Below are 23559 nucleotides of genomic sequence, written 5' to 3'. Positions count from 1 at the left end.
TTGTCTCCGGCACGGAGTTCGCTCTCCGCTTCTGTGAGCGCATCGCCAGAGCGGTGAGGGGCACGCGAAAAAGGGCGATCCGAAGACCGCCCTTTCCGTAAGACTGAACCGGTTGGATCAGTTGGACAGGCTGACGCCTATCACATCATGTCCATGCCGCCCGTTCAGCGCGCTTGACGCGCTGAACCATCTGAGATGATGGGCGGCTTTTATGGACCATGCTGCGACAGGCTGGCGCCTATCACATCATGTCCATGCCGCCCATGCCGCCCATGCCGCCTGGCATGCCGCCAGCAGCTTCCTTCTTCGGAAGTTCGGCGATCATGGCTTCGGTGGTGACCAGCAGGCCGGCAACCGAAGCTGCGTCCTGAAGGGCGGTGCGAACGACCTTGACCGGGTCGACGATACCCATGGCGATCATGTCGCCATATTCGCCGGTCTGGGCATTGTAACCCCAGTTGTCCTGATCCTTGTCGAGGATCTTGCCGACAACGATGGAGGCCTCGTCACCAGCGTTTTCGGCGATCTGGCGGCAAGGAGCCTGCAGGGCGCGACGAACGATGTTGATGCCGGCTTCCTGGTCCTGGTTGACACCCTTGACCGTGATCTTGACCGACGAACGGAGCAGAGCAACGCCACCGCCCGCTACGATGCCTTCCTGAACGGCAGCGCGCGTCGCGTTGAGCGCGTCGTCGATGCGGTCCTTCTTTTCCTTGACTTCGATTTCCGTCGAACCGCCGACGCGGATCACGGCAACGCCGCCAGCGAGCTTGGCAAGACGTTCCTGCAGCTTTTCGCGGTCGTAGTCGGAGGTGGTTTCCTCGATCTGGGCCTTGATCTGGGCAACGCGGCCTTCAATGTCCGACTTCTGGCCGGCACCGTCGACTATCGTGGTGTTTTCCTTGGTGATCGAGACCTTCTTGGCGCGGCCGAGCATGTCGAGCGTGACATTTTCGAGCTTGATGCCAAGATCTTCGGAGATGACGGTGCCGCCGGTGAGGATGGCGATGTCTTCCAGCATGGCCTTGCGGCGATCGCCGAAGCCCGGCGCCTTGACGGCGGCGATCTTCAGGCCGCCACGCAGCTTGTTGACGACGAGGGTCGCAAGAGCTTCGCCCTCGACGTCTTCAGCGATGATGACGAGCGGCTTGCCGGACTGAACGACGGCTTCGAGAACCGGCAGCATGGCCTGGAGGTTCGAAAGCTTCTTCTCGTGCAGGAGGATGTAGGCGTCGTCGAGATCGGCGACCATCTTTTCCGGGTTGGTGACGAAGTAGGGCGACAGGTAGCCGCGGTCGAACTGCATGCCTTCGACGACTTCGAGTTCGGTTTCGGCGGTCTTGGCTTCTTCGACGGTGATGACGCCTTCGTTGCCGACCTTCTGCATCGCTTCAGCGATCTGCTGGCCGATCGAGGTTTCGCCGTTGGCGGAGATCGTGCCGACCTGGGCGACTTCTTCCGAAGTGTTGATCTTCTTGGCCTTGGCCTGGAGATCCTTGACGACTTCCGACACAGCGAGGTCGATGCCGCGCTTCAGGTCCATCGGGTTCATGCCGGCAGCAACGGCCTTGTTGCCTTCGCGAACGATGGCCTGGGCCAGAACGGTTGCCGTCGTGGTGCCGTCGCCGGCGATGTCGTTGGTCTTCGAAGCAACTTCGCGGACCATCTGGGCGCCCATGTTCTCGAACTTGTCTTCCAGTTCGATTTCCTTGGCGACCGAAACGCCGTCCTTGGTGATGCGCGGAGCGCCGAAGGACTTGTCGATGATGACGTTGCGGCCCTTCGGACCGAGCGTTACCTTCACTGCGTCAGCGAGAATGTCGACGCCGCGCAGCATCTTTTCGCGCGCAGTACGGCCGAACTTGATTTCTTTAGGTGCCATTTTCAAAACTCCCGGGGCTTAGCCCATTGGTGAATTGTTGATTTTGGGAAGAGGTGACCGGCTCAATCAGCCGATGACGCCCATGATGTCGGCTTCCTTCATGATCAGAAGGTCTACGCCGTCGAGCTTGACTTCGGTGCCCGACCACTTGCCGAACAGGACGCGGTCGCCGACCTTGACGTCGAGCGGAACGATCTTGCCGTGGTCGTCGCGAACGCCCGAGCCGACAGCGACGATTTCGCCTTCAGCGGGCTTTTCCTTGGCGGTATCAGGAATGATGATGCCGCCCTTGGTCTTTTCTTCGGCCTCGATGCGGCGCACGACGACGCGGTCGTGAAGCGGACGGAAATTGGTGCTTGCCATTGTCTAATCCCTCGATCAAATGACATGGGCAGGTCCGCGAAGGACCTGCGTGGATATTATTAGCACTCTCCCTTGGTGAGTGCTAGCGAGCTTGAGATAAGGACGGGCCATGAGCGAGTCAAGCGCGCCCTGTCGAAAATATTTCATCGACCATCGTTAACACGGCCGTATGATAGACCTTATGACAGAGCCGTCGCGCGAACGCCCGCAAGACACCGGGCAAGCATCGTTTTCCGAATTGGTACGTGCCTTTGGCCATGTCGGGCTGATGAGCTTCGGCGGCCCGGCGGCCCAGATCGCCCTGATGCACCGCATCTGCGTCGATGAAAAGCGCTGGGTATCCGAGGACCGCTTCCTGCATGCGTTGAACTTCTGCATGCTGCTGCCCGGGCCGGAAGCCCAGCAGCTCGCCACCTATATCGGCTGGCTGACGCACGGCGTGCGCGGCGGCATGGTCGCCGGCCTGCTTTTCGTCCTGCCGGGCCTTGCCGTCATTCTCGGGTTGTCGACGTTTTATGCCTACTATCAGGACGTCGGCTGGGTCGCCGGTCTGTTCTTCGGGCTGAAGGCCGCGATCCTGGCCATTGTCGTCGAGGCGGTGGTGCGCATCGGCCGGCGGGCGCTGAAGACGCGCTTCCACCGGCTCGTCGCCCTGGCCGCCTTCCTGGCCTTGTTCGCTTTTACGCTGCCCTTTCCGCTTGTCGTGCTTTTCGCCGGGCTCGCGGGCCTGGCCGAGGCGTGGGCCATGGCGCGCGATGGGACACGGGTCCCGGCAGGTGCCGGCGTTTCAGGCAACAGGGCGGCGTCCCCACCCCTTGCCGGCACGTTTCTCACGCTCGGCTTCTGGCTGATCGTCTGGCAGGCGCCGCTGCTTCCTCTCTGGCTGTTCGCTGCCGATGGCGGCTTTGCCGAGGTCTTCGCCTTTTTCTCCCGCATGGCGCTGGTCACCTTCGGCGGCGCCTATGCGGTGCTGGCCTATGTCGCGCAGGTGGCCGTCGAGCAGTACCACTGGCTGAAACCGGGCGAAATGCTCGACGGGCTGGCGCTCGCCGAAACAACGCCCGGTCCTCTTGTGCTGGTGCTCTCCTATGTCGGCTTCCTTGCCGGCTTCCGCGAGGCCGGCGGCATGCCGCCTTTCCTTGGGGGCATCTTTGGCGGGCTGCTCGCCGCCTGGGCGACCTTCGTGCCGAGCTTCGTCTGGATCTTTGCCGGCGCGCCCTATGTCGAGCGGCTGCGCGGCAACCGCATGATCACGGCGGCGCTTTCGGCGATCACTGCGGCCGTGGTCGGCGTCATCCTCAATCTCGCCGTCTGGTTCGCCCTACACGTGCTGTTTGAAAGGGTCGACCGTTGGACACTCTGGCCCTCCGCCGCGGGCGAGGAAGGCGGAACTGCGCCTTGGTTCTCGCTATCGCTGCCGCTGCCGGATCCGGCGACGCTGGACGGCGCGGCCCTCGTGCTTGCCGTGCTATCGGGCTTCATGATTTTCGTCCTCAGGCAGGGAATGGGTCGGACCCTGCTGGTCGCAGCCGCCCTCGGCCTCGGCTATCGTCTGCTGGTGTGATGCCCGGCGCTTCCCCGGCAATTTTCAACCGGAGCCGGCAAAGGCCCTTGCCTTCCCGGTATTCCTTTGCAATGTCAGCCCTTGCATTTTTACAGTCAGGAACAGCGAATGGCCGAGCGCATTTCCACATTGAGCGATGTCACTGAACGCTACGACGTCATCCTTTGCGACGTCTGGGGCGTGCTGCACAACGGCATCGACGCCTTTCCGGCCGCCTCCGAGGTGCTGACCGAGGCCCGCGCGGCCGGCGTGACCGTGGTTCTCATTACCAATTCGCCGCGCCGCTCGCAGGACGTCATCAATCAGCTGCGCATGATCGGCGTCGCCGACACAGCCTATGACCGGATCGTCACCTCCGGTGATGTGACCCGCACGCTGATCGCCGCCGGCCCGAACAAGATCTTCTTCCTCGGTCCCGACCGCGACCTGAACCTGCTCGACGACCTCGACGTCGTCCGCGTGTCCGCGGAGGAGGCCGAGGCCATCGTCTGTACAGGCTTCTTTGATGATGAAACCGAAGTGCCGGAAGACTATCACGACATGCTGGTCGCTTTTGCCGCCCGCCAGGCGCCACTGATCTGCGCCAATCCCGACCTGGTCGTCGAGCGCGGCCACCGCATCATTCCCTGCGCTGGCGCGGTTGCCGCCTATTACGAACAACTCGGCGGCACGACCCGCATCGCCGGCAAGCCGCACAGCCCGATCTACGAGGCCTCCCTCGTGGCCGCGGCCGAAGCCCACAAAGGCCCGGTCGACAAGGGCCGCGTGCTGGCGATCGGCGACGGCATGCCGACCGACGTGCGCGGCGCTCTCGATGCCGGCCTCGACCTTCTCTATATCTCCGGCGGCATCCATGCGGCCGAATATACGGTCAACGGCAAGCCGGACGAGGCGATCCTCAATGCCTGGCTGAAGCGCGAGAACGCCGCGCCGAACTACTGGATGCAGAGGCTCGCCTGAGGCGAGGACATGCCATGACCGTCTTTCACCGCAACGAAAAGAAGAACCCGCTGCCGGAAAACCTCAAGGGCGGGGTGATTGCCATCGGCAATTTCGACGGCGTGCATCGCGGCCACCAGACCGTGCTCAACCGGGCGCTGGAACTGGCGCAGAGCCGTGGCGTCCCGGCCCTGGTGCTGACCTTCGAGCCCCATCCGCGCACCGTCTTCAATCCCGACAAGCCGGTCTTCCGCCTGACGCCTGCGCCGGTTCGCGCCCAGGTGCTGGAAGCCATGGGCTTCCACTCGGTCATCGAATATCCCTTCGATCGCGAATTTTCCTCCCGCTCGGCCGAGGAATTCGTCCGCTCGATCCTGGTCGACTGGCTCGGGGCGACCGAGGTGGTGACCGGCTTCGACTTCCATTTCGGCAAGGGTCGCGAGGGCGGCCCCGCCTTCCTGATGGAGGCCGGCAAGCGCAACGGCTTCGGCGTGACGCTGGTCGATGCCTTCCGCGACGAAGGCGCCGAGGTCGTCTCGTCCAGCCGCATCCGCCGCCTGCTCGCCGAGGGCGATGTGGGGCAAGCCGCCGGCCTGCTCGGCTATCGCTTCACCGTCGAGGCCGAGGTCATCAAGGGCCAGCAGTTGGGGCGAACGCTGGGCTATCCGACGGCCAACATGGCGCTCGCCCCCGAAGCCGAGCTGAAGCCCGGCATCTACGCGGTCCGCCTGCGCCGGGCCGATGGCAGCCTGCACGATGGTGTCGCCAGCTTCGGCTATCGCCCGACGGTAACCGAGGATGGCGCTCCCCTGCTGGAAACCTACGTCTTCGATTTCGCCGGGAACCTTTACGGAGAGCACTGCCGCGTGTCCTTCTTCGGCCACCTGCGCGACGAACTGAAATTTACCGGGCTGGAGCCGCTGGTCGAACAGATCCGCAAGGACGAGGAGGAGGCGAGGGCGCTTCTGTCCGGCATAAGGCCGCTTGGCGAACTGGACGCGAAGATCGCCTTCTAGTGTGGCTGGCGATTGACCCCCGCCTGGATTTGACGCCTATTGCCCGGCGGAATTGAAAGCCGCATTTGAACACAGAACAAGGAAGGTGATTTGATGGCCAGTCCGCCGCGCCGCCCCGTAAACCCGATAGATGCGGCTGAAGCCTTGTTCAAACCGGCCAAGAAACCGGCCGCTCCCGCCGTCGAGCGACGCGCCGTGCCGGAGGCCAGGGAAATGGTGTCGATCAAGATCGACAGCGCCGTTCTGGAATTTTTCCAGAAGGACGGGCCTGGCTGGCAGGATCGCATCAACGACGCCCTGCGCGCCGCCATGAAGGCCGACGGCGGCGAATAGGCGAACACTGTCCGCGCCGGCCACCAAGCCTCTTCCTTTTCCCGGTGAAAACCCTTAAACAACGCCCACAATGACCAGGGTTCGGCTGACCATATCCCTTCGAATTATGGGCCCGGCCTTCCGCGCGCTGTGAAAGCTGCCGGAGGGTCCGGGTTTTCGGCGTTTCTCCAGACGCTCTCCGTCACCGCGATTTACACGACCAATGCGCGACCCTAATCGGGCGCCCCTCGATGGCAAGATCATGACCGATACCACTGACAAAGTAGACTATTCCTCCACCCTCTACCTGCCCCAGACCGAATTCCCGATGCGCGCCGGCCTGCCGCAGAAGGAGCCGGAAATGGCAAGGAAGTGGAAGGACATGGACCTCTACAAGAGGCTCCGCGCCTCCGCCGCCGGCCGCGAGAAATTCGTCCTGCATGACGGCCCGCCCTATGCCAATGGCAACATCCATATCGGCCATGCGCTGAACAAGGTCTTGAAGGACGTCATCACCCGCTCGTTCCAGATGCGCGGTTATGACGCCAATTACGTGCCCGGCTGGGACTGCCACGGCCTGCCGATCGAATGGAAGATCGAGGAAGCCTACCGCGCCAAGGGCAAGGACAAGAACGAAGTCCCGGTCAACGAATTCCGCAAGGAATGCCGCGAATTCGCGCAAGGCTGGATCGACATCCAGTCGGAGGAATTCCGCCGTCTCGGCATCGAAGGCGATTTCGACCGTCCCTACACCACGATGAACTTCCACGCCGAAAGCCGCATCGCTGGCGAACTCTTGAAGCTCGCCATGTCCGGCCAGCTCTACCGCGGTTCCAAGCCGATCATGTGGAGTGTGGTCGAGCGCACGGCGCTGGCGGAAGCCGAGGTGGAATATCACGAGGTCGAGAGCGACACGATCTGGGTGAAGTTCCCGGTGAAGTTCGTCGTTCGCGACGGCGAGAAGGCGAGCGATTTGCTTGATGCCTCCGTTGTCATTTGGACAACCACACCTTGGACCATCCCTGGAAACCGCGCGATCTCCTTCTCGTCGCGCATCGAGTACGGCCTTTATGAAGTCACGGAGGCAGTCAACGACTTTGGTCCGCAGCCGGGCGAGAAGCTGATCTTCGCCAAGCGCCTGGCCGGTGACTGCGCGGCTAAAGCCAAACTCACTCTTGAATTGGTGCGGGATATTGCGGGCGCCGAGCTGGACGGCGTGAACTGCAGACACCCGCTCGCGGGCCTCGGCGGCGGTTATGAATTTACGGTGCCGATGCTCGACGGCGACCACGTCACCGATGATGCCGGTACCGGCTTCGTGCATACGGCGCCGGGCCACGGTCGAGAAGACTTTGATATCTGGATGGAGAAGGCGCGGTACAAGGGTATCGATACCAAGATCCCCTTCACCGTCGACGACGCCGGTTTCTACACCGAGGACGCGCCGGGCTTCGGACCGTCGGCCGAGGGCGGTGCCGCCCGCGTCATCGACGACAACGGCAAGAAGGGCGATGCCAACAAGCGCGTCATGGATGCCTTGATCGCGGCGAACAACCTGTTTGCCCGCGGCCGCGTCAAGCATGATTATCCCCATTCCTGGCGCTCCAAGAAGCCGGTCATCTTCCGCAACACGCCGCAATGGTTCGTCTACATGGACAAGGAGCTTGGCGACGGCACGACGCTGCGCAGCCGAGCCCTCTCGGCCATCGACGACACCCGCTTCGTGCCCGCAGCCGGTCAGAACCGCCTGCGCGCCATGATCGAAGGCCGTCCGGACTGGGTGCTGTCGCGTCAGCGCGCCTGGGGCGTGCCGATCTGCGTCTTCGCTGATGCCGCCGGCAATGTCCTGCAGGACAAGCAAGTCAACGACCGCATCCTCGAAGCCTTCGAGAAGGAAGGTGCCGACGCCTGGTTCGCCGAAGGCGCCAAGGAGCGCTTCCTCGGCAATGCCCATGATGCCGAAAAATGGCTGATGGTCACCGACATCCTCGACGTCTGGTTCGACTCAGGCTCGACCCACACCTTCACGCTGGAGGACCGCCCGGACCTGAAATGGCCGGCCGACGTCTATCTCGAAGGCTCCGACCAGCATCGCGGCTGGTTCCATTCCTCGCTGCTGGAAAGCTGCGCCACGCGCGGTCGCGCGCCCTACGACGCCGTTGTCACCCATGGTTTCATCATGGACGAGAAGGGCGAGAAGATGTCGAAGTCCAAGGGCAACGTCACCGCGCCCCAGGACATCATGAAGGATGCCGGCGCCGATATCCTGCGCCTCTGGGTCATGTCGTCGGACTATGCGGAAGACCTGCGCGTCGGCAAGACGATCATCCAGACCAATATCGACGCTTACCGCAAGATCCGCAACACGATCCGCTGGATGCTCGGCACGCTTGCCCACGACACCGGCGAGGAGATTGCCTATGCCGATCTGCCGGAGCTCGAAAAGCTCATGCTGCATCGCCTGGCCGAACTCGACCAGCTGGTGCGCAAGGCCTATGACGATTTCGACTTCAAGCGCATCACCCGCGCCCTGACCGATTTCGCCAATGTCGAGCTCTCGGCCTTCTACTTCGACATCCGCAAGGACACGCTCTATTGCGATGCGCCGTCGAGCCTGAAGCGCCGTTCATCGCTCTTCGTCATCCGCAAGCTGTTCGATTGCCTCGTCCTGTGGTTTGCGCCGATGATGCCGTTTACCACCGAGGAAGCCTGGCTGTCGCGCGATCCAAACGCCGAGTCGGTCCATCTCGAACAGTTCCCGGCAATCCCGGCCGACTGGTCGAACGAGGCGCTGGCCGAAAAGTGGAAAAAGGTTCGCACTGTCCGCCGTGCCGTCACAGGCGCGCTGGAGATCGAGCGCAAGGACAAGCGTATCGGCTCGTCGCTGGAAGCCGCGCCCGTCGTGCATGTCGGCGATCCGGAACTGCTGGCGACGCTGGACGGCCTCGACTTCGCCGAGATCTGTATCACGTCCGCCATCACGGTTCTGGCCGGTGAAGGCCCGGCCGAGGCCTTTCGCCTCGACGACGGAACCAAGGTCGCGGTCGAGCCGAAGCTTGCCGAGGGCACGAAATGCGCCCGCTCGTGGAAGATCACCAGCGATGTCGGCTCGGACCCGGACTATCCCGACGTCTCGGCCCGCGATGCAGCGGCTTTACGCGAATTGGCCGCCCGTCATTAACGCAATGTTATCGGATGATTTGCGCTTTGCGCGGTCATCCGGTAAATGTGCCTGAAATTGGCCGGATTCTTCGCTCAATCGAGTAAGGAAGACAGTCGGCGAAAGCATAAACAGCGGCGAGGCTCGAAGGCATTCATGAAATCGGCAGAATTGTTCAGAGTTGGCGCCGGGATGGCCGGCCTTTTGCTCGCATGCTCCGCATTGACCGGCTGCGTCGGCAGCCCGACCTACGGCACCGACAAGACCGCCATGGAACAGTTGGTCGACGACGTCGGCTCGGCTGTCTCAATCGGCTCGGATACGAACAAGAACAAGGGCACGAAGTACAATCCGCGCCCGGCTCTTGTCATGCCGCCGGAAACCGCCAAGGCCAATCTCGCCGCGCCGCAGCAGTCGCTGGCCGGCAAGGAAAATCCCGAATGGCTGGAAAGCCCGGAACAGGCGCGCGAGCGCCTCGTCGCCGAAGCGGACGCCAATGCCAATAACCCGCGCTACCGCTCGCCATTGCTCGCCGGTTACGGTACGAGCGGCACGCTGACCGAGACGCAGAAATGGCAGGCCTTCCGCGAGGCGCGCGAGTTGCAGAAGGGCGCCTATCTCGACCAGCGCCGCTTCCTCTCCGATCCGCCGACCGAATACCGCAAGGCGGACGAGGCGGCCCTCGCCGATCTCGGCGAGCCGGAATCGAAGAAGGAAAAGCGCCGCAAGAAAATGGCCAAGGCCGCCAACCAGAACAGACAATGGTGGATGCCGTTCCAGTAAGCCGATTGGCTTCGGATTTTTCCTAGACAGGGCAGGGCGGAAACGACCTGCCCTTTTGCATGGCCGAACATCTCAGGGGATCAGATGAACTTCACTATCCGCGATGCAACCGCTGCTGACGTCGGCACGATCCTGCGCTTCATCACCGAGCTTGCCGTGTTCGAAAACGCCGGCCACGAGGTCGAGGCGAGCCAGGAGAGCCTGACTGCATCGCTGTTCGGCCCAGGTGCCGTGACGGGAGCGGCAATTCTCGAAGCGGACGGCGTGCCGGCCGGCTTTGCCGTCTGGTTCTTCAACTATTCCACCTGGCAGGCAAGGAACGGCCTCTATCTCGAGGATCTCTACATCTCGCCGGACTATCGCGGTTCGGGCGCCGGCAAGCTGTTGCTGCGCCATCTGGCAAGGATCGCCGTCGACAAAGGCTGCGGCCGCTTCGAATGGAGCGTGCTCGACTGGAACGAGCCGGCCATCCGCGTCTATGACGCGATCGGTGCCGAGCCGCAGAACGAGTGGATCCGCTATCGGCTCGCCGGCGACAAGCTGAAGGAATTCGCGGCGGGTTGAGCGCCCAATTCCGTCGGTCCGCGCTTCCCGCCTTACGCTACGTTAACTCCAGATCGGCTAGCGTGCCGCCATGTTCGGCGTCAGCAAAAATACATGGATCAAGTCCGCGGTCGCAACGGTGGCCTCGGTGGTCCTTTCCGTCTCCATCGTCTTGGCTCTGGTGCCCCTGCTGGGCGGTCATCCGGATGGGCCGGGTTTCTGGATGAGCGCGCTTTGCCCGCTGGTGATCGGCGGACCGGCCAGCCTGTGGCAGTTCCACCAAAAGGACGTCATCCTGCGCCAGCGCGACGAACTCGCCCGCATGCATGTCGAACTCGAGGACATGCATGGTGAACTGAGACGACTGCATGAGGACCTGCGCTTCAAGGCGCGCCGCGACGCGCTGACCGGAGGGCTCAACCGCGAGGCCCTCTTTGCCGCGCTTGCTTCGCGCGCTCCCGGCCATCAGGGACCCGCGGCCCTGCTGGTCGCCGATGCCGATCATTTCAAGCGCATCAACGATACCTTCGGCCATCTCGTCGGCGACGAGGCGCTCCGCCGGATCGCGTCCTGCATCGCCGAGGCGACCACCGGTGCCGATCTCTGGGGACGGATCGGCGGCGAGGAGTTTGTCGTCTTCCTGCATCCGGCTGACGTGACACGGGCGCGCGCCGTCGCAGATGGCATTCGCCGCGCCGTGGCGGCTGTCGAACTCGTGGTCACCGGCAGCCGGGTGCCGATCAGCGTCAGCATCGGCGCGGCGTCCGTCATCGATGCCTTCGACCCGGTCGACCTCTTCCGCCGCGCGGACGAATATCTCTACCGGGCGAAGGACGGCGGCCGCGATCGCATCGTCTTCGATGGCGCGGAGCTCGGCCCGCTCGCGGCGTGAGGCCCCTTCACCGCCTGTTCTGGAAGAAGTCTCGTAGCAATGTGGCGGATTCCGTTTCCCCGAGGCCGGAATAGACTTCCGGTGCATGATGGCAGGTTGGCTGGGTGTAGAAGCGCACGCCATTGTCCACCCCGCCGCCCTTCGGATCTTCTGCGCCGTAGTAGAGCCGGCGGATGCGGGCGAAGGAAATGGCGGCCGCGCACATGGTGCAGGGTTCGAGCGTGACATAGAGGTCGGCGCCCGAAAGCCGCTCGTCGCCGAGCGCTTCGGCGGCCCGGCGGATCGCGAGAATCTCGGCATGCGCGGTGACGTCGTTGAGCGCCCTCGTCTCGTTGCCGGAACGGGCGACGATCCGGCCATCCGCGACCACGACGGCGCCGATAGGCACCTCACCGCGCTCGCCCGCGGTTCTTGCCTCTTCCAGCGCCGCTGCCATGAATCCGTTCGTCTGCGCCACGTCCACAACTTTCCTCTTAACCAAGCCGCCCTGACCTGCTAGGACAGCCCAAACCACAGGCAAACAGCAAATGACATTCAAAGACAAGTCCAGGCGCCCCGGACCGAAAACGTCCGACCGCGGCGGCAAGCCGCTCACCCGCAAGCCGAGCACGGCAACCGACAAGCCGGCGCCCAAGGCGGCGAAGCCGCAGGCCTCGGTCGAGGGCGAAGAGGGCGTGAAGCCGGAACGCATTTCCAAGCTGCTCGCCCGCGCCGGGGTCGCCTCCAGGCGCGACATCGAACGCATGGTCATGGAAGGCCGCGTCACGCTCAACGGCAAGGTCCTCGACACGCCGGTCGTCAACGCGACCTTCGCCGATGCGATCGAGGTCGATGGCCAGCCGATCCGCGGCATCGAGCGCACGCGCCTCTGGCTCTATCACAAGCCGGCCGGCCTGGTGACCACCAATGCCGATCCGGAAGGCCGCGCGACGGTCTTCGAAAACCTGCCGGAAGACCTGCCGCGCGTCATGTCCATTGGCCGCCTCGACATCAACACCGAGGGCCTGCTGCTGCTCACCAATGACGGTGGACTTGCCCGCGTTCTGGAGCTGCCGACCACCGGCTGGCTGCGCCGCTACCGTGTGCGCGCCTATGGCGAGATCGACCAGCCGGCGCTTGACAAGCTGAAAGAAGGCATTGCCGTCGACGGCGTGCTCTACGGCGCCATCGATGCGACGCTGGACCGCAAGCAGGGCCACAATGTCTGGATCACCATGGGTCTGCGCGAAGGCAAGAACCGTGAGATCAAGAACGTGCTCGGCGCGCTCGGCCTCGAGGTCAACCGCCTGATCCGCATTTCCTACGGCCCGTTTCAGCTTGGCGACCTGCCCGAGGGCAAGGTCATCGAGGTTCGCGGCCGCATGCTGCGCGACCAGCTCGGTCCCCGGCTGATCGAGGAGGCCAAGGCCAATTTCGATGCGCCGATCTTCGATCACGGTGCTGGCGATGAGGACGAGGAGGCCGCCCCTGCCAAGGCGCGGCCGGCGAAGTCCGAATGGGCGCGCGAGGAAAAGCCGCGCGGCGAAGGAAGGCGCGAAGGCAAGCCCGAGGATCGCCGTGAGCAGGCGCTCGGCCGCCTCGACACCCGACGCGAGGAGCCACGTGGCAAGCCGCAGGGTAAGCGTGCCGGCGACGACCGCGGCAAGGGGAGCTTCGGCGACAAGCGCGCCTCTGGCCCGCGTTCCGATCGTGGCGACAGCCGCGGTGATTTCGCCGACAAGCCGCAGCGCCGCACGCCGGGATCATCACGCACCGCCAATGTCTGGATGGCGCCTGGCGCCCGTCCGGTCTCGGAAAAGAAGGCCGGCGAGGCCGCAGCCGCTGCAGAGAAGCGTCCGGCCCGTGCCCGTCCCGACGGGGCCGCCGACAAGCGTTATGGCCGCACCAAGGACGGCAAGCCGACCAGGTCGTCCAACCGTTTCGATCCTGACCGCAAGGGAAAGTCGGACTACGGCCGTCCCGATCCGGGACCGCGCGTGACGGTCAGCCGCACCCGTGACGCGGAGGGCGAATGGATCCGCTCCGAGGAGCCCGCGCGCGGCAAGGACGACGCAGGTTTCGCCGGAAAGCGCGATTTCGGCGGCCGTCCCGACCGCGGCGACCGTTCAGAGCGTCCGGCGCGTACCGGCGACCGTCCCCGCAGCGACCGCCCCCGTGGCGATGGCCCCCGCGAGGGTCGCCCCTACGAGGCACGCTCGCGCGACGATCGTCCCCGCGGCGACCGGCCGTTCGGTGACAAGCCGCGGTCGCCTCGCACCGCCGACAGTCGCCCGGCCGGTGACCGTCCGTATGGTGACAAGCCGCGTGGCCCCCGCAGCGACAGCCGCCCTGCGGGAGACCGTCCTTTCGGCGACAAGCCACGTGGCCCTCGCAGCGCCGACAGCCGTCCGGCAGGCGATCGGCCCTTTGGCGACAAGCCGAGAGGCGGCAAGCCCTTCGGTGGGAAACCCGGTGGGCCGAAGTCGTTCTCCGGTAAGCCCGGCGGACGCCCCAGCGGCGGCAAGCCCTCCGGTGGCCGCGGCCCAGCCAAGGGCAAGAGGTAGGGCGCGGTGCGGATCGTCGGCGGTGAGTTTCGCGGCCGTATGCTGGCCGCGCCAAAATCCAACGCCATCCGGCCGACCACCGACCGGACGCGTGAGAGCCTGTTCAACATCCTGGCGCATGCCCATCCGGGCGTGCTCGACGCCACCCGCGTGCTCGACCTCTTTGCCGGCACCGGCGCTGTCGGCATAGAGGCCCTGTCGCGCGGCGCGAAATCGGCCCTTTTCGTCGAGAACAGCATCGAGGGTCGCAGCCTCTTGTGGGAAAACATCGACGCGCTCGGCCTGCATGGCCGCGCCCGCATCCTGCGCCGCGATGCGACGGATCTCGGCCCCGCTTCCAATATCGAGCCGTTCGATCTTGTTTTTGCCGATCCGCCCTACGGCAAGGGGCTCGGCGAAAAGGCGCTTTTTGCCGCCCATGCCGGCGGCTGGCTCAAGCCGGGCGCGATCGTCCTCCTCGAGGAGCGTGCGGATGTCGAGGTCATCGTCGATCCTGTGTTCGGATACCTTGAGGAGCGCAGTTTCGGTGACACGAAAATGTACTTCTTTTCCTATAGACCTGCCTGAAACGTCACTCGGGGAAAGTCGCCATGCAGGATGAGATTGCTTTGACCGTTGCCGCGCCGCCCATGCGGTCGGCCGGCACTCCATCGGTCGGGCTGGCGCTCGGAGCCGGCGGCGCGCGGGGTTTTGCCCAGATCCCGGTCATCGAGGCGTTCGACGAACTGGGTATCAAGCCGGTGGCGATCGCCGGGTCGTCCATGGGGGCCATCCTCGGGGCAGGGATGGCAGCCGGAATGACGGGGCGGGAAATTCGCGACTACGTGGTGGAAACCATCGGTCACCGCGCCACGGTGCTGAGCCGGCTCTGGGGCCTTGGCCCGGCGACCATGCGCGATGCGCTGGGCGGCTTCAAGCTTGGGCAGTTCAACCTGGAACGCATTCTCAAGGCCTTCCTTCCCAAGGAGATCCCCCACGAATTTTCCGAACTGGACATCCCGTTCAAGGCGATCGCCACCGATTATTACGGCCAGTGCGAAGTGGTCTGCGAGACGGGCGATCTCCACCAGGCGCTCGCCGCTTCGGCTGCTATTCCGGCACTCTTCATGCCGATCCACCGCGACGGCCGGCTGATGGTCGACGGTGGCATCTTCAATCCCGTGCCTTACGAACACCTGAGCGGTGTGGCCGACATCATTGTCGGGGTCGACGTTGTTGGTGGCCCGGATACGGCGGGCAGCTTCGTGCCGAACCGGATCGACAGTCTGCTCGGAGCGACCCAGCTACTCATGCAGTCCAATATCGCGCTGAAGATGAAGCTCTGCCAACCGGACATCTACCTGCGGCCCGAGGTCAATGCCTTCCGCGTGCTCGACCTTCTCAAGGCCCGCCAGATCATCGAGGTGAACGAGGTTATCAAGGACCAGTTCAAGCGCGAGCTCGAGGCACGGATCGAGGATTTCATCCGCCACTGAGGTGAGCGTCAGGCGCTGTCCTGGTCCGCATTGGTGGCGTCCGCATCGGACTTGGCCGTTGTCCGCTTCGGCTTGACCAGCGGCTCGGGGCGAACCGGACGGTTGTGCAGCATGTGGCGGCCCGCGTGGAATCCTTCGGACACCTGGATCTTTAGGCGCTCCTCATCGCGCCGGCGAATGTCCTCGCCGATCGCACGGGCCTCGTCTTCGCCGACGCCGAGCGCCTCGATCGTGCGGCGACCGAAAAGAAGTCCGGATTCTAGCGTCTCGCGCAGCTCGTATTCGACGTCGCGCTTTCTCAGCGAGATGCTGTGGACACGGTCATAGGCGCGCACGAAGAGGCGTGTCTCCGGATATTCGGCCCTGATCATATCGACGATCCGGTCGGTGATTTCGCGCTTCTGCGTACAGACTGCGACGATTTTGGCTCGCTCGATGCCCGCGGCGCGCAGCACGTCGAGGCGACTGCCGTCACCGAAGTAGATGCGGAAGCCGAAGGATGCGGCCTGACGGATGCGGTCGGCTGAATTGTCGATGATCGTCACGTCGCGACCGCTGGCGAGCAGGATCTGCGCGGCTATTTGGGCGAAACGGGAGAAGCCGATGATCAGCACCTCTGAACCGGCGCCCTCGAAATCCTCATCGATCTCTTCGCGGGTCTCCTCAGTGATCAAGCGACGGGTGATAAGCGAGCCGAACGGCATCAGCGCCATGGACAGGGTGACGATGGCGATCAGCAGCGAGGAGGTGCTGGCGCTGATCAGGCCGCTGACGGCTGCAGTGGTAAAGAGAACGAATCCGAACTCGCCACCTTGCGGCAGGAGTAGTGCGATGCGGGTCGCATCCTCGTGGCTCGAACCGGTCGCACGACAGAGCCCGTAGAGAATGCCAGCCTTTATTGCCATCAGGGCTGGCACGGCGATCAGAATGATCACCAGATTGTTCCAGATGACGTCCAGTTGCATCGAAAGCCCGACCGCCATGAAGAACAGGGCCAGAAGCAGGCCGCGGAATGGCTCGATATCGGCCTCGAGTTCATGCCGGTAGGAGGATTCCGCCAGCATTACACCAGACAGAAAGGCGCCCATCGCCATGGAGAGGCCCGCCACATGCATCAGCATGGCGGATCCCAGGACGACGAAGAGGGCCGCCGCGATCATCACCTCGCGCGCACCGGTACGGGCGATGACCTGGAAGAGCGGGGTCAGCAGGAAGCGCCCGGCCAGGATCGTCACGATGATGGCGCCGATCGAAAGGGCGGCACTGATGAGCGGGGAATGTCCATCGCCTCCGCCGCTGCCGCCGAGGATCGACACCATGGCGAGCAAGGGGACGATGGCGATGTCCTGCAGCAGCAGGATCGAGAAGGAGCGCTGGCCGTGCCGGCTGTTCATCTCGTTACTGTCGTTGAGTATCTGCAAGGCAAAGGCAGTTGACGAAAGCGCAAGGCCGAAGCCGGCCACCAGTCCGCCGCGCCAGTCGGTCAGTCCCGTCAGGATGCAGACACCGGTGAGTGCGAGGCCTGTTACCACCACCTGGGCGGTGCCGAGTCCGAATATGTCATGGCGCATGTGCCAGAGGCGCGTCGGTTTCAGTTCCAGGCCGATAATGAACAGCAGGAAGACAACGCCCAGTTCGGCGACCGCAAGAATGTCTCCAGTGCCGGTGATGATGTGCGCGATCGGCCCGATCACGACGCCTGCGGCCAGATAACCGAGCACGGTGCCCAGCCCGAGCTTGCGGAAAACCGGGGCAGCGACGATCGCGCCGCCGAGCAACAACAGCGTTTCGGCGAAAAGCGCCTCGGCTCCAGTCGACAATCTGTGGCTCTCCTGCGTTTGTGATCGCCTGTGGACGGTGAATCACCGGGCGACCCTTGATGCCATTCGTAATGCACAATAAATGGAGCGGGAATGAAAGGCCAAATCATGTCCAGCCAGATCGATTCCGCCAGCCTCCTCTCCCGCGCCGAGGAACTTGTTGCGCTTGCCCTGAAAGCCGGCGCCGACAGTGCCGATGCCGTGGTCGTGCGCTCCCGCTCGGCCTCGGTCAGCGTCCGCCTCGGCAAGGTTGAGCAAACCGATGCCTCGGAAGGTGACGATTTCTCGTTGAGGGTCTTCATCGGCAAGCAGGTCGCCAGCGTCTCGGCCAATCCTGGTTTTGATCTCAAGGTCCTGGCCGAGCGCGCCGTCGCCATGGCAAGGGTTTCGCCGGAAGACCCCTATGCGGGTTTGGCTGACGAGGCCGACCTCGCCCGCTCCATCGTCGATCTCGAACTCTTCGATCCGACCGAGGTTTCGAGCGAGATGCTGCGCGAGGCGGCGCTCGCGATGGAGGCTACAGCGCTCGGCATCGACGGCGTCAGCAATTCGGCCGGCGCGGGTGCATCCGCCGGCATGGGCGGAATGGTGCTTGTCACCTCACACGGCTTTTCCGGCAGCTACATGGCTTCCCGTTTCAGCCGCTCGGTCGGCGTGATCGCCGGCGAGGGAACGCGCATGGAGCGCGACCACGATTTCGACAGCCGTCTCTATTACAACGAACTCGACACGCCGGAGGAAATCGGCCGCCGCGCCGGCGAGCGCGTGGTCAAGCGGATCAACCCGCGCCAGGTGCCGACGGATAAGGACGTGACCGTGGTCTTCGACCCGCGTGTCGCGCGCGGTTTCGTCGGCCATATCGCCGGTGCCATCAACGGCGCCTCGGTCGCCCGCAAGACATCTTTCTTGCGCGACCGCATGGGCGAGCAGGTGCTCAAGTCTGGGCTGAACATCACCGACGACCCGCTGAAAGTTCGCGGCTCCGCATCGCGGCCCTTCGACGGAGAAGGGGTGCGCGGAGAGAAGCTGGCGATGATCGAGGACGGCGTGCTGAAGCACTGGTTCCTCTCCTCTTCGGCTGCCCGTGAACTCGGCCTCCATACCAATGGCCGCGGCGCACGCGGCGGAACGTCCGTTTCTCCGACCTCCACCAACCTTGCGCTCGAACCGGGCACGATCTCGCCCGAGGACCTGATCCGCCAGGTCGGAAGTGGCTTCTACGTGACCGAACTGATCGGTCAGGGCGTCGACATGATCACCGGCGAATATAGCCGCGGCGCCACCGGCTTCTGGATCGAGAACGGCGAACTCACCTACGCGGTTTCCGAGGTGACGATCGCCTCGAACCTCAAGGACATGTTCATGCGCGTTACGCCGGCGAGCGACATCGACCGCAAGTTCGGCGTCGCCGCACCGACGATCGCCATTGAGGGCATGACGCTTGCCGGGCGCTGATGAACGGGCGGTAGACCGCGGGCCGGGAGAAATGGAACCAATGGGCAAGACGACCTTCGACTGGCAGGCGGACATGACGCTGATCGCCACGGCTGCGCGCGAAGCCGGCGCGGTGGCGCTCAGCTATTTCGGCCAGTCGCCGGAAGTCTGGTGGAAGAACGAGGGCCATTCGCCGGTCAGTGCCGCCGACTATGCTGCCAACCGCTGTCTCGAAGATCAACTGCGCAAGGCCCGCCCGACCTATGGCTGGCTGTCGGAGGAAACCGACGACGATCCGGCGCGGCTCGACTGCGAGACACTGTTCGTCGTCGATCCGATCGACGGCACACGTGCCTTCATCAACGGCCGCAAGACCTGGTGCGTCAGCGTCGCGGTGGTACATGGGGGCAGGCCGGTGGCCGGCGTCCTGGTTGCACCCGCGCTCGACGAGGAGTTTGCCGCCTGTATCGACGGCCCGGCGCTGAAGAACGGCCAGCCGATCACGGTTGCCGCGCATCGGCCCGACGAGCGCCTGCGCGTCGCCACCCCGCAGGACATCGTTTCCGCCTTCGACGCCGTCATCCGGGCCCGCATCGAGCGCGTCGAGCATATCCCGTCGCTCGCCTATCGGCTCGCCATGGTCGCCGAGGGCCGGATCGATGCGACGTTGGTAAAACGCAATTCCCATGACTGGGATCTCGCCGCCGCCGACCTGATCCTGGAGCGCGCTGGCGGGCGTCTTGTCGATCTTGCCGGCGAACTGCTCTGCTACAACCGGCCGGATGTCAGTCATGGCGAGCTTTGCGCTGCCATCGACGCTGAACTTCCGGACCTGCTGAAACACCTCCTTCTCCTGCCGCGCGGTTGACCTTTTCTGCGAAATCGAGCAGAGGAAGGTGGGAGATAACGCGAACTGAAAGAAATCGGGAATGACGGAATCCAGCGAGAGCAAGCAGCTTCTTCACCTCGTCTTCGGCGGCGAATTGTCAAGCCTGGAGGAAGTCCAGTTTCGCGACCTTAACGACCTCGACATCGTCGGCATGTTCCCTGACTATGCGAGCGCTTTGGCGGCCTGGAAAGCCAAGGCCCAGCAGACCGTCGACAATGCCCATATGCGCTATTTCATCGTGCATATGCACCGTTTGCTGACCCCGGGCGGCAAGACAATCGAGAGCTGAGGACTTTTTTGGGTGGTGGCCTGTGGACGAAGGTCCCGGCCGTTGCCCTATGTCACTTTTAAAACGTAGTTTTGAAGCATCAGAGATTTTTGCCTAGCCAACCCCGGAAAGGGCGAAATGGCGGTCACGATGAACAGAGACGGTCCCGAGTAATGGCGATGAGCGATGGTCTTGCATCGTTGATCATAGCCTCCTACGGCTGGGCGGGCGTTGCCGCTTATCCGCTGACGGGGCCATTGCTTGCCTTGCGCGCCGCCAAGGGCAAGGAAGATCGCGCCCGTCGCCATGAACGATACGGCTATCCAGCGATTGATCGCCCCCTTGGCCCGCTCGTCTGGATGCATGCAGCCAGCGTCGGAGAGACGCTCGCCATCGTGCCCTTGATGCGCGAGTTGCGCCGTCGCGACATCAATGTCCTTCTGACCACTGGTACTGTCACCTCGGCCGAGCTTGCCCGCTTCCGACTCGACGGCGAGATCCTGCATCAATACGTGCCACTCGACGTTAGGCCAGCGGTTCGTCGCTTCCTCAACTATTGGCGGCCCGACGTGGCAATCTCGGTGGAATCGGAAATCTGGCCGACCACGCTGATGGAACTGCACAAGCGGCATATCCCGCAGATCCTCGTCAATGCTCGCATGTCCGACCGTTCCTTCGACCGCTGGCGGCGCCATTCGTCGATCGCGGAAGCGCTGTTCTCGAAGCTGTCGCTGGTCATCGCCCAGTCCGAGCTCGACGCCGAACGGTTCCGCGATCTCGGCGCATGGCCGGTCAATGTCTCCGGCAATATCAAGGTCGACAGCGACGCGCCGCCCTGCGACGTGACGGTCCTGGAACGCTATCGTCAGCAGATCGGCCAACGCAAGACCTGGGCTGCGATCTCCACATTCGACGGCGAGGAAAAGATCGCCAGCATGGTGCATCGTGCGCTGAATGCCCACACGGGCCTGCTGTCGATCGTCGTGCCGCGCCATCCCGAGCGTGCCGACGAAATTGAGGCGATGATGACCGAGAAGGGGCTGAAGGTCGCGCGCCGCACCCGCGACGATGCCGTGACCCCCGATGTCGATGTCTTTCTGGGTGATACGATTGGCGAGATGGGCCTTTACCTGCGCCTGACAGAGATTGCCTTCGTCGGGCGCTCGCTGACCGGCGAGGGCGGGCAGAATCCGCTGGAGCCCGCCATGCTCGGTTGTGCGATCCTGTCCGGTCCCAAGGTCGGGAATTTTCGCGAAAGCTACCAGCGCCTGGTGCGCAACGGCAGTGCCCGCATCGTCCGCGACGCCGAAATGCTCGCCAAGGCCGTGCACTTCCTGACGACCAATGATCTTGCCCGCCACAAGATGATCGATGCCGGCATGGAGAGCATGCAGGAAATGCGGGGCGCGCTGATGGCGACGGTCAAAAGCCTGGAGCCCTACATCAATCCCCTGACCGTCAAGGCGAAGCTTGAGCCGCGCGCTGCGCGCCACGGCTGACGCTGACAAAGGAGGGGCTCTTGGCTGCGATATCAGATATTGCTGGCATTTTGTTCGACAAGGACGGTACCCTTCTCGACTTCGATGCAAGCTGGGCGCCGGTCAACCGCAAGCTGGCGCTGATCGCCGCGGCCAATGATGCCAAACTTGCCGACAGGCTGCTGGCTGCCTGCGGCATGGATCCGGTGTCTGGTGATCTCGTGCCCGACAGCCTTTTGGCCGCCGGCAACAGCCGCGAAATCGGAGAGGGTCTGATCGCCGCCGGTGCGCCTTTTGATCTGGAAACGCTGGTGCCGCTGATCGATGATCTTTTCGCTGGCGCCGCCGAGCTGTCCGTGCCGGTGACCGAACTTCAACCGCTGTTTGCCCGGTTGCACGAGCGGGGGCTACGTCTCGGCATCGCCTCCAGCGATAACGAGAGATCGATCCGCGTCACGGTGCGGCGCTTCGGTATCGACGCCTATGTCGATTTCGTCGCCGGCTATGACAGCGGCCATGGTTCCAAGCCGGGTCCCGGCATGGTGCTGGGCTTCTGCGCCGAGACCGGGCTTGCGCCGCACCAGGTGGCCGTGGTCGGCGACAATAACCACGACCTTCACATGGGCCACAATGCGGGCGCCGGCCTGAAGATCGCGGTGTTGTCCGGCACCGGGTCGCGACAGTCTCTCGAAGAGGCGTGCGACGTTCTCCTCAACGATATTACGGAGCTCGAAGCCGTTCTGGGCTGAGCGACCTGTCCCGAAATGGCACGTTCGACTTGACGCAAGCCATGCGGTCAGGCTCTGTTGCCGCCGATGCGAGGCTGCGGGCGGAACCCGCGGAAACAAGGGAAGCCGAGAGATGGTATCGGAAGCGCCGCCCTTCTGGTGGATGAAGCCCGACTGGCGTGCCTGGGGGCTGTCGCCCTTGTCCTTCCTCTACGGCAAGGTTGCGGGCTATCGCATGGGCCGCAAGCGGCGCTACGCGCCGCCGGTTCCGGTCATCTGCGTCGGCAATTTCACCGTCGGCGGAGCCGGCAAGACGCCGACCGCGCTGATGATCGCTCGCGCCGCCAAGGCCAAGGGACTGAAGCCAGGTTTTCTCAGCCGTGGCTACGGCGGTTCGCTCGATGTCACCACCGTCGTCGATCCCGAACATCACCGTTCAGTCGATGTCGGTGACGAGCCGCTGCTGCTCGCCCGCGAGGCGTTGACGGTTGTTTCACGGCGTCGTGTCGCCGGTGCCGAACGTCTGGTCAAGGAAGGTGCTGACCTCATCATCATGGACGACGGGTTCCAAAGCGCCCGGCTGGCGGTCGATTTTGCCCTGGTGGTGATCGATACCGGTCGTGGCATCGGCAACGGTCATATCGTTCCCGGCGGCCCGGTGCGTGCGCCGGTCGCGGTTCAGATGCGCCATCTCGACGCGATCCTCAAGGTCGGTGACGGCAATGCTGCCGACCAGCTCGTGCGCCAGGCGGCGCGGGCTGGCAAGCAGGTCATGGTCGCCAAGCTCAAGCCGCGCGGCAATTCATGTCTTGCCGGGCAGCGCGTGCTCGCCTTCGCCGGCATTGCCGATCCCGGCAAGTTCTACCGCACGCTCGAAACGATTGGCGCCGATGTCGTGGAGACGCGCGACTTCCCCGACCATCACCACTTGAGCGACGACGAGATCGACGATCTGATTGCCCACGCCGACGCTGGCGGCCTGATCCTTGCAACGACTGCCAAGGATGTGGTGCGCCTTGCCGGCGGCCATGGACGCTCGGAGGAATTGCGCGAGCGGGTCAGCGTGGTCGATGTGGAGATGGTCTTTGATGATCCGCATGCCCCGGCGCTCGTCATCGATCAGGCCGTGGAGGCTTTTCGCGCGCGACGGCTGAAGAAGTAAACGCTCTAAACGGCGGCCTGCGGATCAGCGTTTCTGGTTGGGAAGCGTGCCGGCGCGCTTTTCGGCCTCGAGCGAGGCGGCTGCGTCGATATAGGGCTCCTGCCGTGCGACGCTCCAATATTTCAACTCGTCGATCATGATCGGCTGGCCGGTGATCGCGCAGGTTACATAGGAGCCCGGCGACAGGATCTGGAAGTCCGCGTCGAGGTAACGGACCTTGGCTTCCCGGCTTCCACCTTCGAAACGGTTCATAGTACTGGACCTCCTGCGTGTAACGAAACTGCCATAGCGTGCCATCGGCGTGATTT

The 23559-nt window shown here is 63.9% G+C and carries 22 protein-coding genes; 17 read left to right on the top strand and 5 right to left on the bottom strand.

Annotation, left to right across the window (positions count from 1 at the left end):
* Positions 1-241 precede the first annotated feature (241 nt).
* Both groL and groES read right to left on the bottom strand, forming a co-directional pair.
* The gene (groL, locus tag ACWPVA_RS12675; protein WP_454288030.1) at positions 242-1882 is read right to left on the bottom strand and encodes a chaperonin GroEL; all 1641 of its coding nucleotides are present in this window, start codon (positions 1880-1882) and stop codon (positions 242-244) included.
* 66 nt (positions 1883-1948) lie between these two features.
* Positions 1949-2245, bottom strand: coding sequence for a co-chaperone GroES (groES, locus tag ACWPVA_RS12670; protein ID WP_115671528.1), 297 nt, complete (start codon positions 2243-2245; stop codon positions 1949-1951).
* 181 nt (positions 2246-2426) lie between these two features.
* Between groES and chrA the strand changes: the two genes are divergently transcribed.
* The 8 genes from chrA (at position 2427) to ACWPVA_RS12630 (ending at position 11454) form a co-directional block, all read left to right on the top strand.
* Positions 2427-3809 carry a chromate efflux transporter gene (gene chrA / locus ACWPVA_RS12665; protein ID WP_454288029.1) on the top strand — a complete coding sequence of 461 codons (1383 nt, stop codon included), beginning with the start codon at positions 2427-2429 and terminating at the stop codon, positions 3807-3809.
* 108 nt (positions 3810-3917) lie between these two features.
* Positions 3918-4769 carry a TIGR01459 family HAD-type hydrolase gene (locus ACWPVA_RS12660; RefSeq protein WP_454288028.1) on the top strand — a complete coding sequence of 284 codons (852 nt, stop codon included), beginning with the start codon at positions 3918-3920 and terminating at the stop codon, positions 4767-4769.
* A gap of 14 nt (positions 4770-4783) precedes the next feature.
* On the top strand, positions 4784-5764 hold the full coding sequence (locus tag ACWPVA_RS12655; protein WP_454288027.1) for a bifunctional riboflavin kinase/FAD synthetase: 981 nt from the start codon (positions 4784-4786) through the stop codon (positions 5762-5764).
* Positions 5765-5857: 93 nt separating this feature from the next.
* Positions 5858-6097 (top strand): BrnA antitoxin family protein, encoded by a 240-nt coding sequence (locus ACWPVA_RS12650; protein ID WP_454288026.1) that lies wholly within the window; start codon positions 5858-5860, stop codon positions 6095-6097.
* A gap of 241 nt (positions 6098-6338) precedes the next feature.
* Positions 6339-9257, top strand: a complete 2919-nt coding sequence (gene ileS, locus ACWPVA_RS12645) for an isoleucine--tRNA ligase (RefSeq protein ID WP_454288025.1) — start codon at positions 6339-6341, stop codon at positions 9255-9257.
* 135 nt (positions 9258-9392) lie between these two features.
* Positions 9393-10019 (top strand): hypothetical protein, encoded by a 627-nt coding sequence (locus ACWPVA_RS12640; protein WP_454288024.1) that lies wholly within the window; start codon positions 9393-9395, stop codon positions 10017-10019.
* Between the two features lie 84 nt (positions 10020-10103).
* Entirely contained in the window at positions 10104-10583 is a 480-nt protein-coding gene (locus tag ACWPVA_RS12635) for an N-acetyltransferase family protein (RefSeq protein WP_454288023.1), read from the top strand.
* Between the two features lie 70 nt (positions 10584-10653).
* The gene (locus tag ACWPVA_RS12630; RefSeq protein ID WP_454288022.1) at positions 10654-11454 is read left to right on the top strand and encodes a GGDEF domain-containing protein; all 801 of its coding nucleotides are present in this window, start codon (positions 10654-10656) and stop codon (positions 11452-11454) included.
* 7 nt (positions 11455-11461) lie between these two features.
* Here the strand turns inward: ACWPVA_RS12630 and ACWPVA_RS12625 are convergent, their stop codons facing one another.
* Positions 11462-11890, bottom strand: a complete 429-nt coding sequence (locus tag ACWPVA_RS12625) for a nucleoside deaminase (RefSeq protein WP_454289585.1) — start codon at positions 11888-11890, stop codon at positions 11462-11464.
* A gap of 91 nt (positions 11891-11981) precedes the next feature.
* Here ACWPVA_RS12625 and ACWPVA_RS12620 point away from each other — a divergent pair, with 91 nt between their 5' ends.
* The 3 genes from ACWPVA_RS12620 to ACWPVA_RS12610 are packed head-to-tail and all read left to right on the top strand — an operon-like array spanning position 11982 to position 15472.
* Positions 11982-13997: a pseudouridine synthase gene (locus tag ACWPVA_RS12620; RefSeq protein ID WP_454288021.1), complete on the top strand. Its 2016-nt coding sequence runs from the start codon at positions 11982-11984 to the stop codon at positions 13995-13997.
* Positions 13998-14003: 6 nt separating this feature from the next.
* A complete protein-coding gene (gene rsmD / locus ACWPVA_RS12615; protein ID WP_454288020.1) occupies positions 14004-14564 on the top strand; it encodes a 16S rRNA (guanine(966)-N(2))-methyltransferase RsmD in 561 nt (186 codons plus the stop codon).
* A 23-nt stretch (positions 14565-14587) separates the two neighbouring features.
* Complete coding sequence (locus tag ACWPVA_RS12610; protein ID WP_454288019.1) at positions 14588-15472, top strand: patatin-like phospholipase family protein; 885 nt, start codon at positions 14588-14590, stop codon at positions 15470-15472.
* An 8-nt stretch (positions 15473-15480) separates the two neighbouring features.
* Here the strand turns inward: ACWPVA_RS12610 and ACWPVA_RS12605 are convergent, their stop codons facing one another.
* Entirely contained in the window at positions 15481-17292 is a 1812-nt protein-coding gene (locus tag ACWPVA_RS12605; protein ID WP_454288018.1) for a monovalent cation:proton antiporter-2 (CPA2) family protein, read from the bottom strand.
* Between the two features lie 108 nt (positions 17293-17400).
* Between ACWPVA_RS12605 and ACWPVA_RS12600 the strand changes: the two genes are divergently transcribed.
* From ACWPVA_RS12600 to lpxK, 6 genes are all read left to right on the top strand, one after another.
* Positions 17401-18747 (top strand): TldD/PmbA family protein, encoded by a 1347-nt coding sequence (locus tag ACWPVA_RS12600; RefSeq protein WP_454289584.1) that lies wholly within the window; start codon positions 17401-17403, stop codon positions 18745-18747.
* A 40-nt stretch (positions 18748-18787) separates the two neighbouring features.
* Positions 18788-19594: a 3'(2'),5'-bisphosphate nucleotidase CysQ gene (locus tag ACWPVA_RS12595; protein WP_454288017.1), complete on the top strand. Its 807-nt coding sequence runs from the start codon at positions 18788-18790 to the stop codon at positions 19592-19594.
* Between the two features lie 61 nt (positions 19595-19655).
* On the top strand, positions 19656-19904 hold the full coding sequence (locus tag ACWPVA_RS12590) for a DUF4170 domain-containing protein (protein ID WP_454288016.1): 249 nt from the start codon (positions 19656-19658) through the stop codon (positions 19902-19904).
* Positions 19905-20062: 158 nt separating this feature from the next.
* Positions 20063-21382 (top strand): lipid IV(A) 3-deoxy-D-manno-octulosonic acid transferase, encoded by a 1320-nt coding sequence (waaA, locus tag ACWPVA_RS12585; RefSeq protein ID WP_454288015.1) that lies wholly within the window; start codon positions 20063-20065, stop codon positions 21380-21382.
* A gap of 20 nt (positions 21383-21402) precedes the next feature.
* Positions 21403-22110, top strand: a complete 708-nt coding sequence (locus ACWPVA_RS12580; protein ID WP_454288014.1) for an HAD family hydrolase — start codon at positions 21403-21405, stop codon at positions 22108-22110.
* Positions 22111-22222: 112 nt separating this feature from the next.
* Entirely contained in the window at positions 22223-23251 is a 1029-nt protein-coding gene (gene lpxK, locus ACWPVA_RS12575) for a tetraacyldisaccharide 4'-kinase (RefSeq protein ID WP_454288013.1), read from the top strand.
* Positions 23252-23275: 24 nt separating this feature from the next.
* Here lpxK and ACWPVA_RS12570 read toward each other — a convergent pair whose 3' ends face one another.
* The gene (locus ACWPVA_RS12570; protein ID WP_454288012.1) at positions 23276-23503 is read right to left on the bottom strand and encodes a DUF2093 domain-containing protein; all 228 of its coding nucleotides are present in this window, start codon (positions 23501-23503) and stop codon (positions 23276-23278) included.
* Positions 23504-23559: the final 56 nt, after the last annotated feature.

The sequence above is a fragment of the Rhizobium arsenicireducens genome (assembly GCF_964021225.1).
Note: the sequence above shows the minus strand (reverse complement) of the source record. Positions and strands in the feature narration are given on the sequence as shown.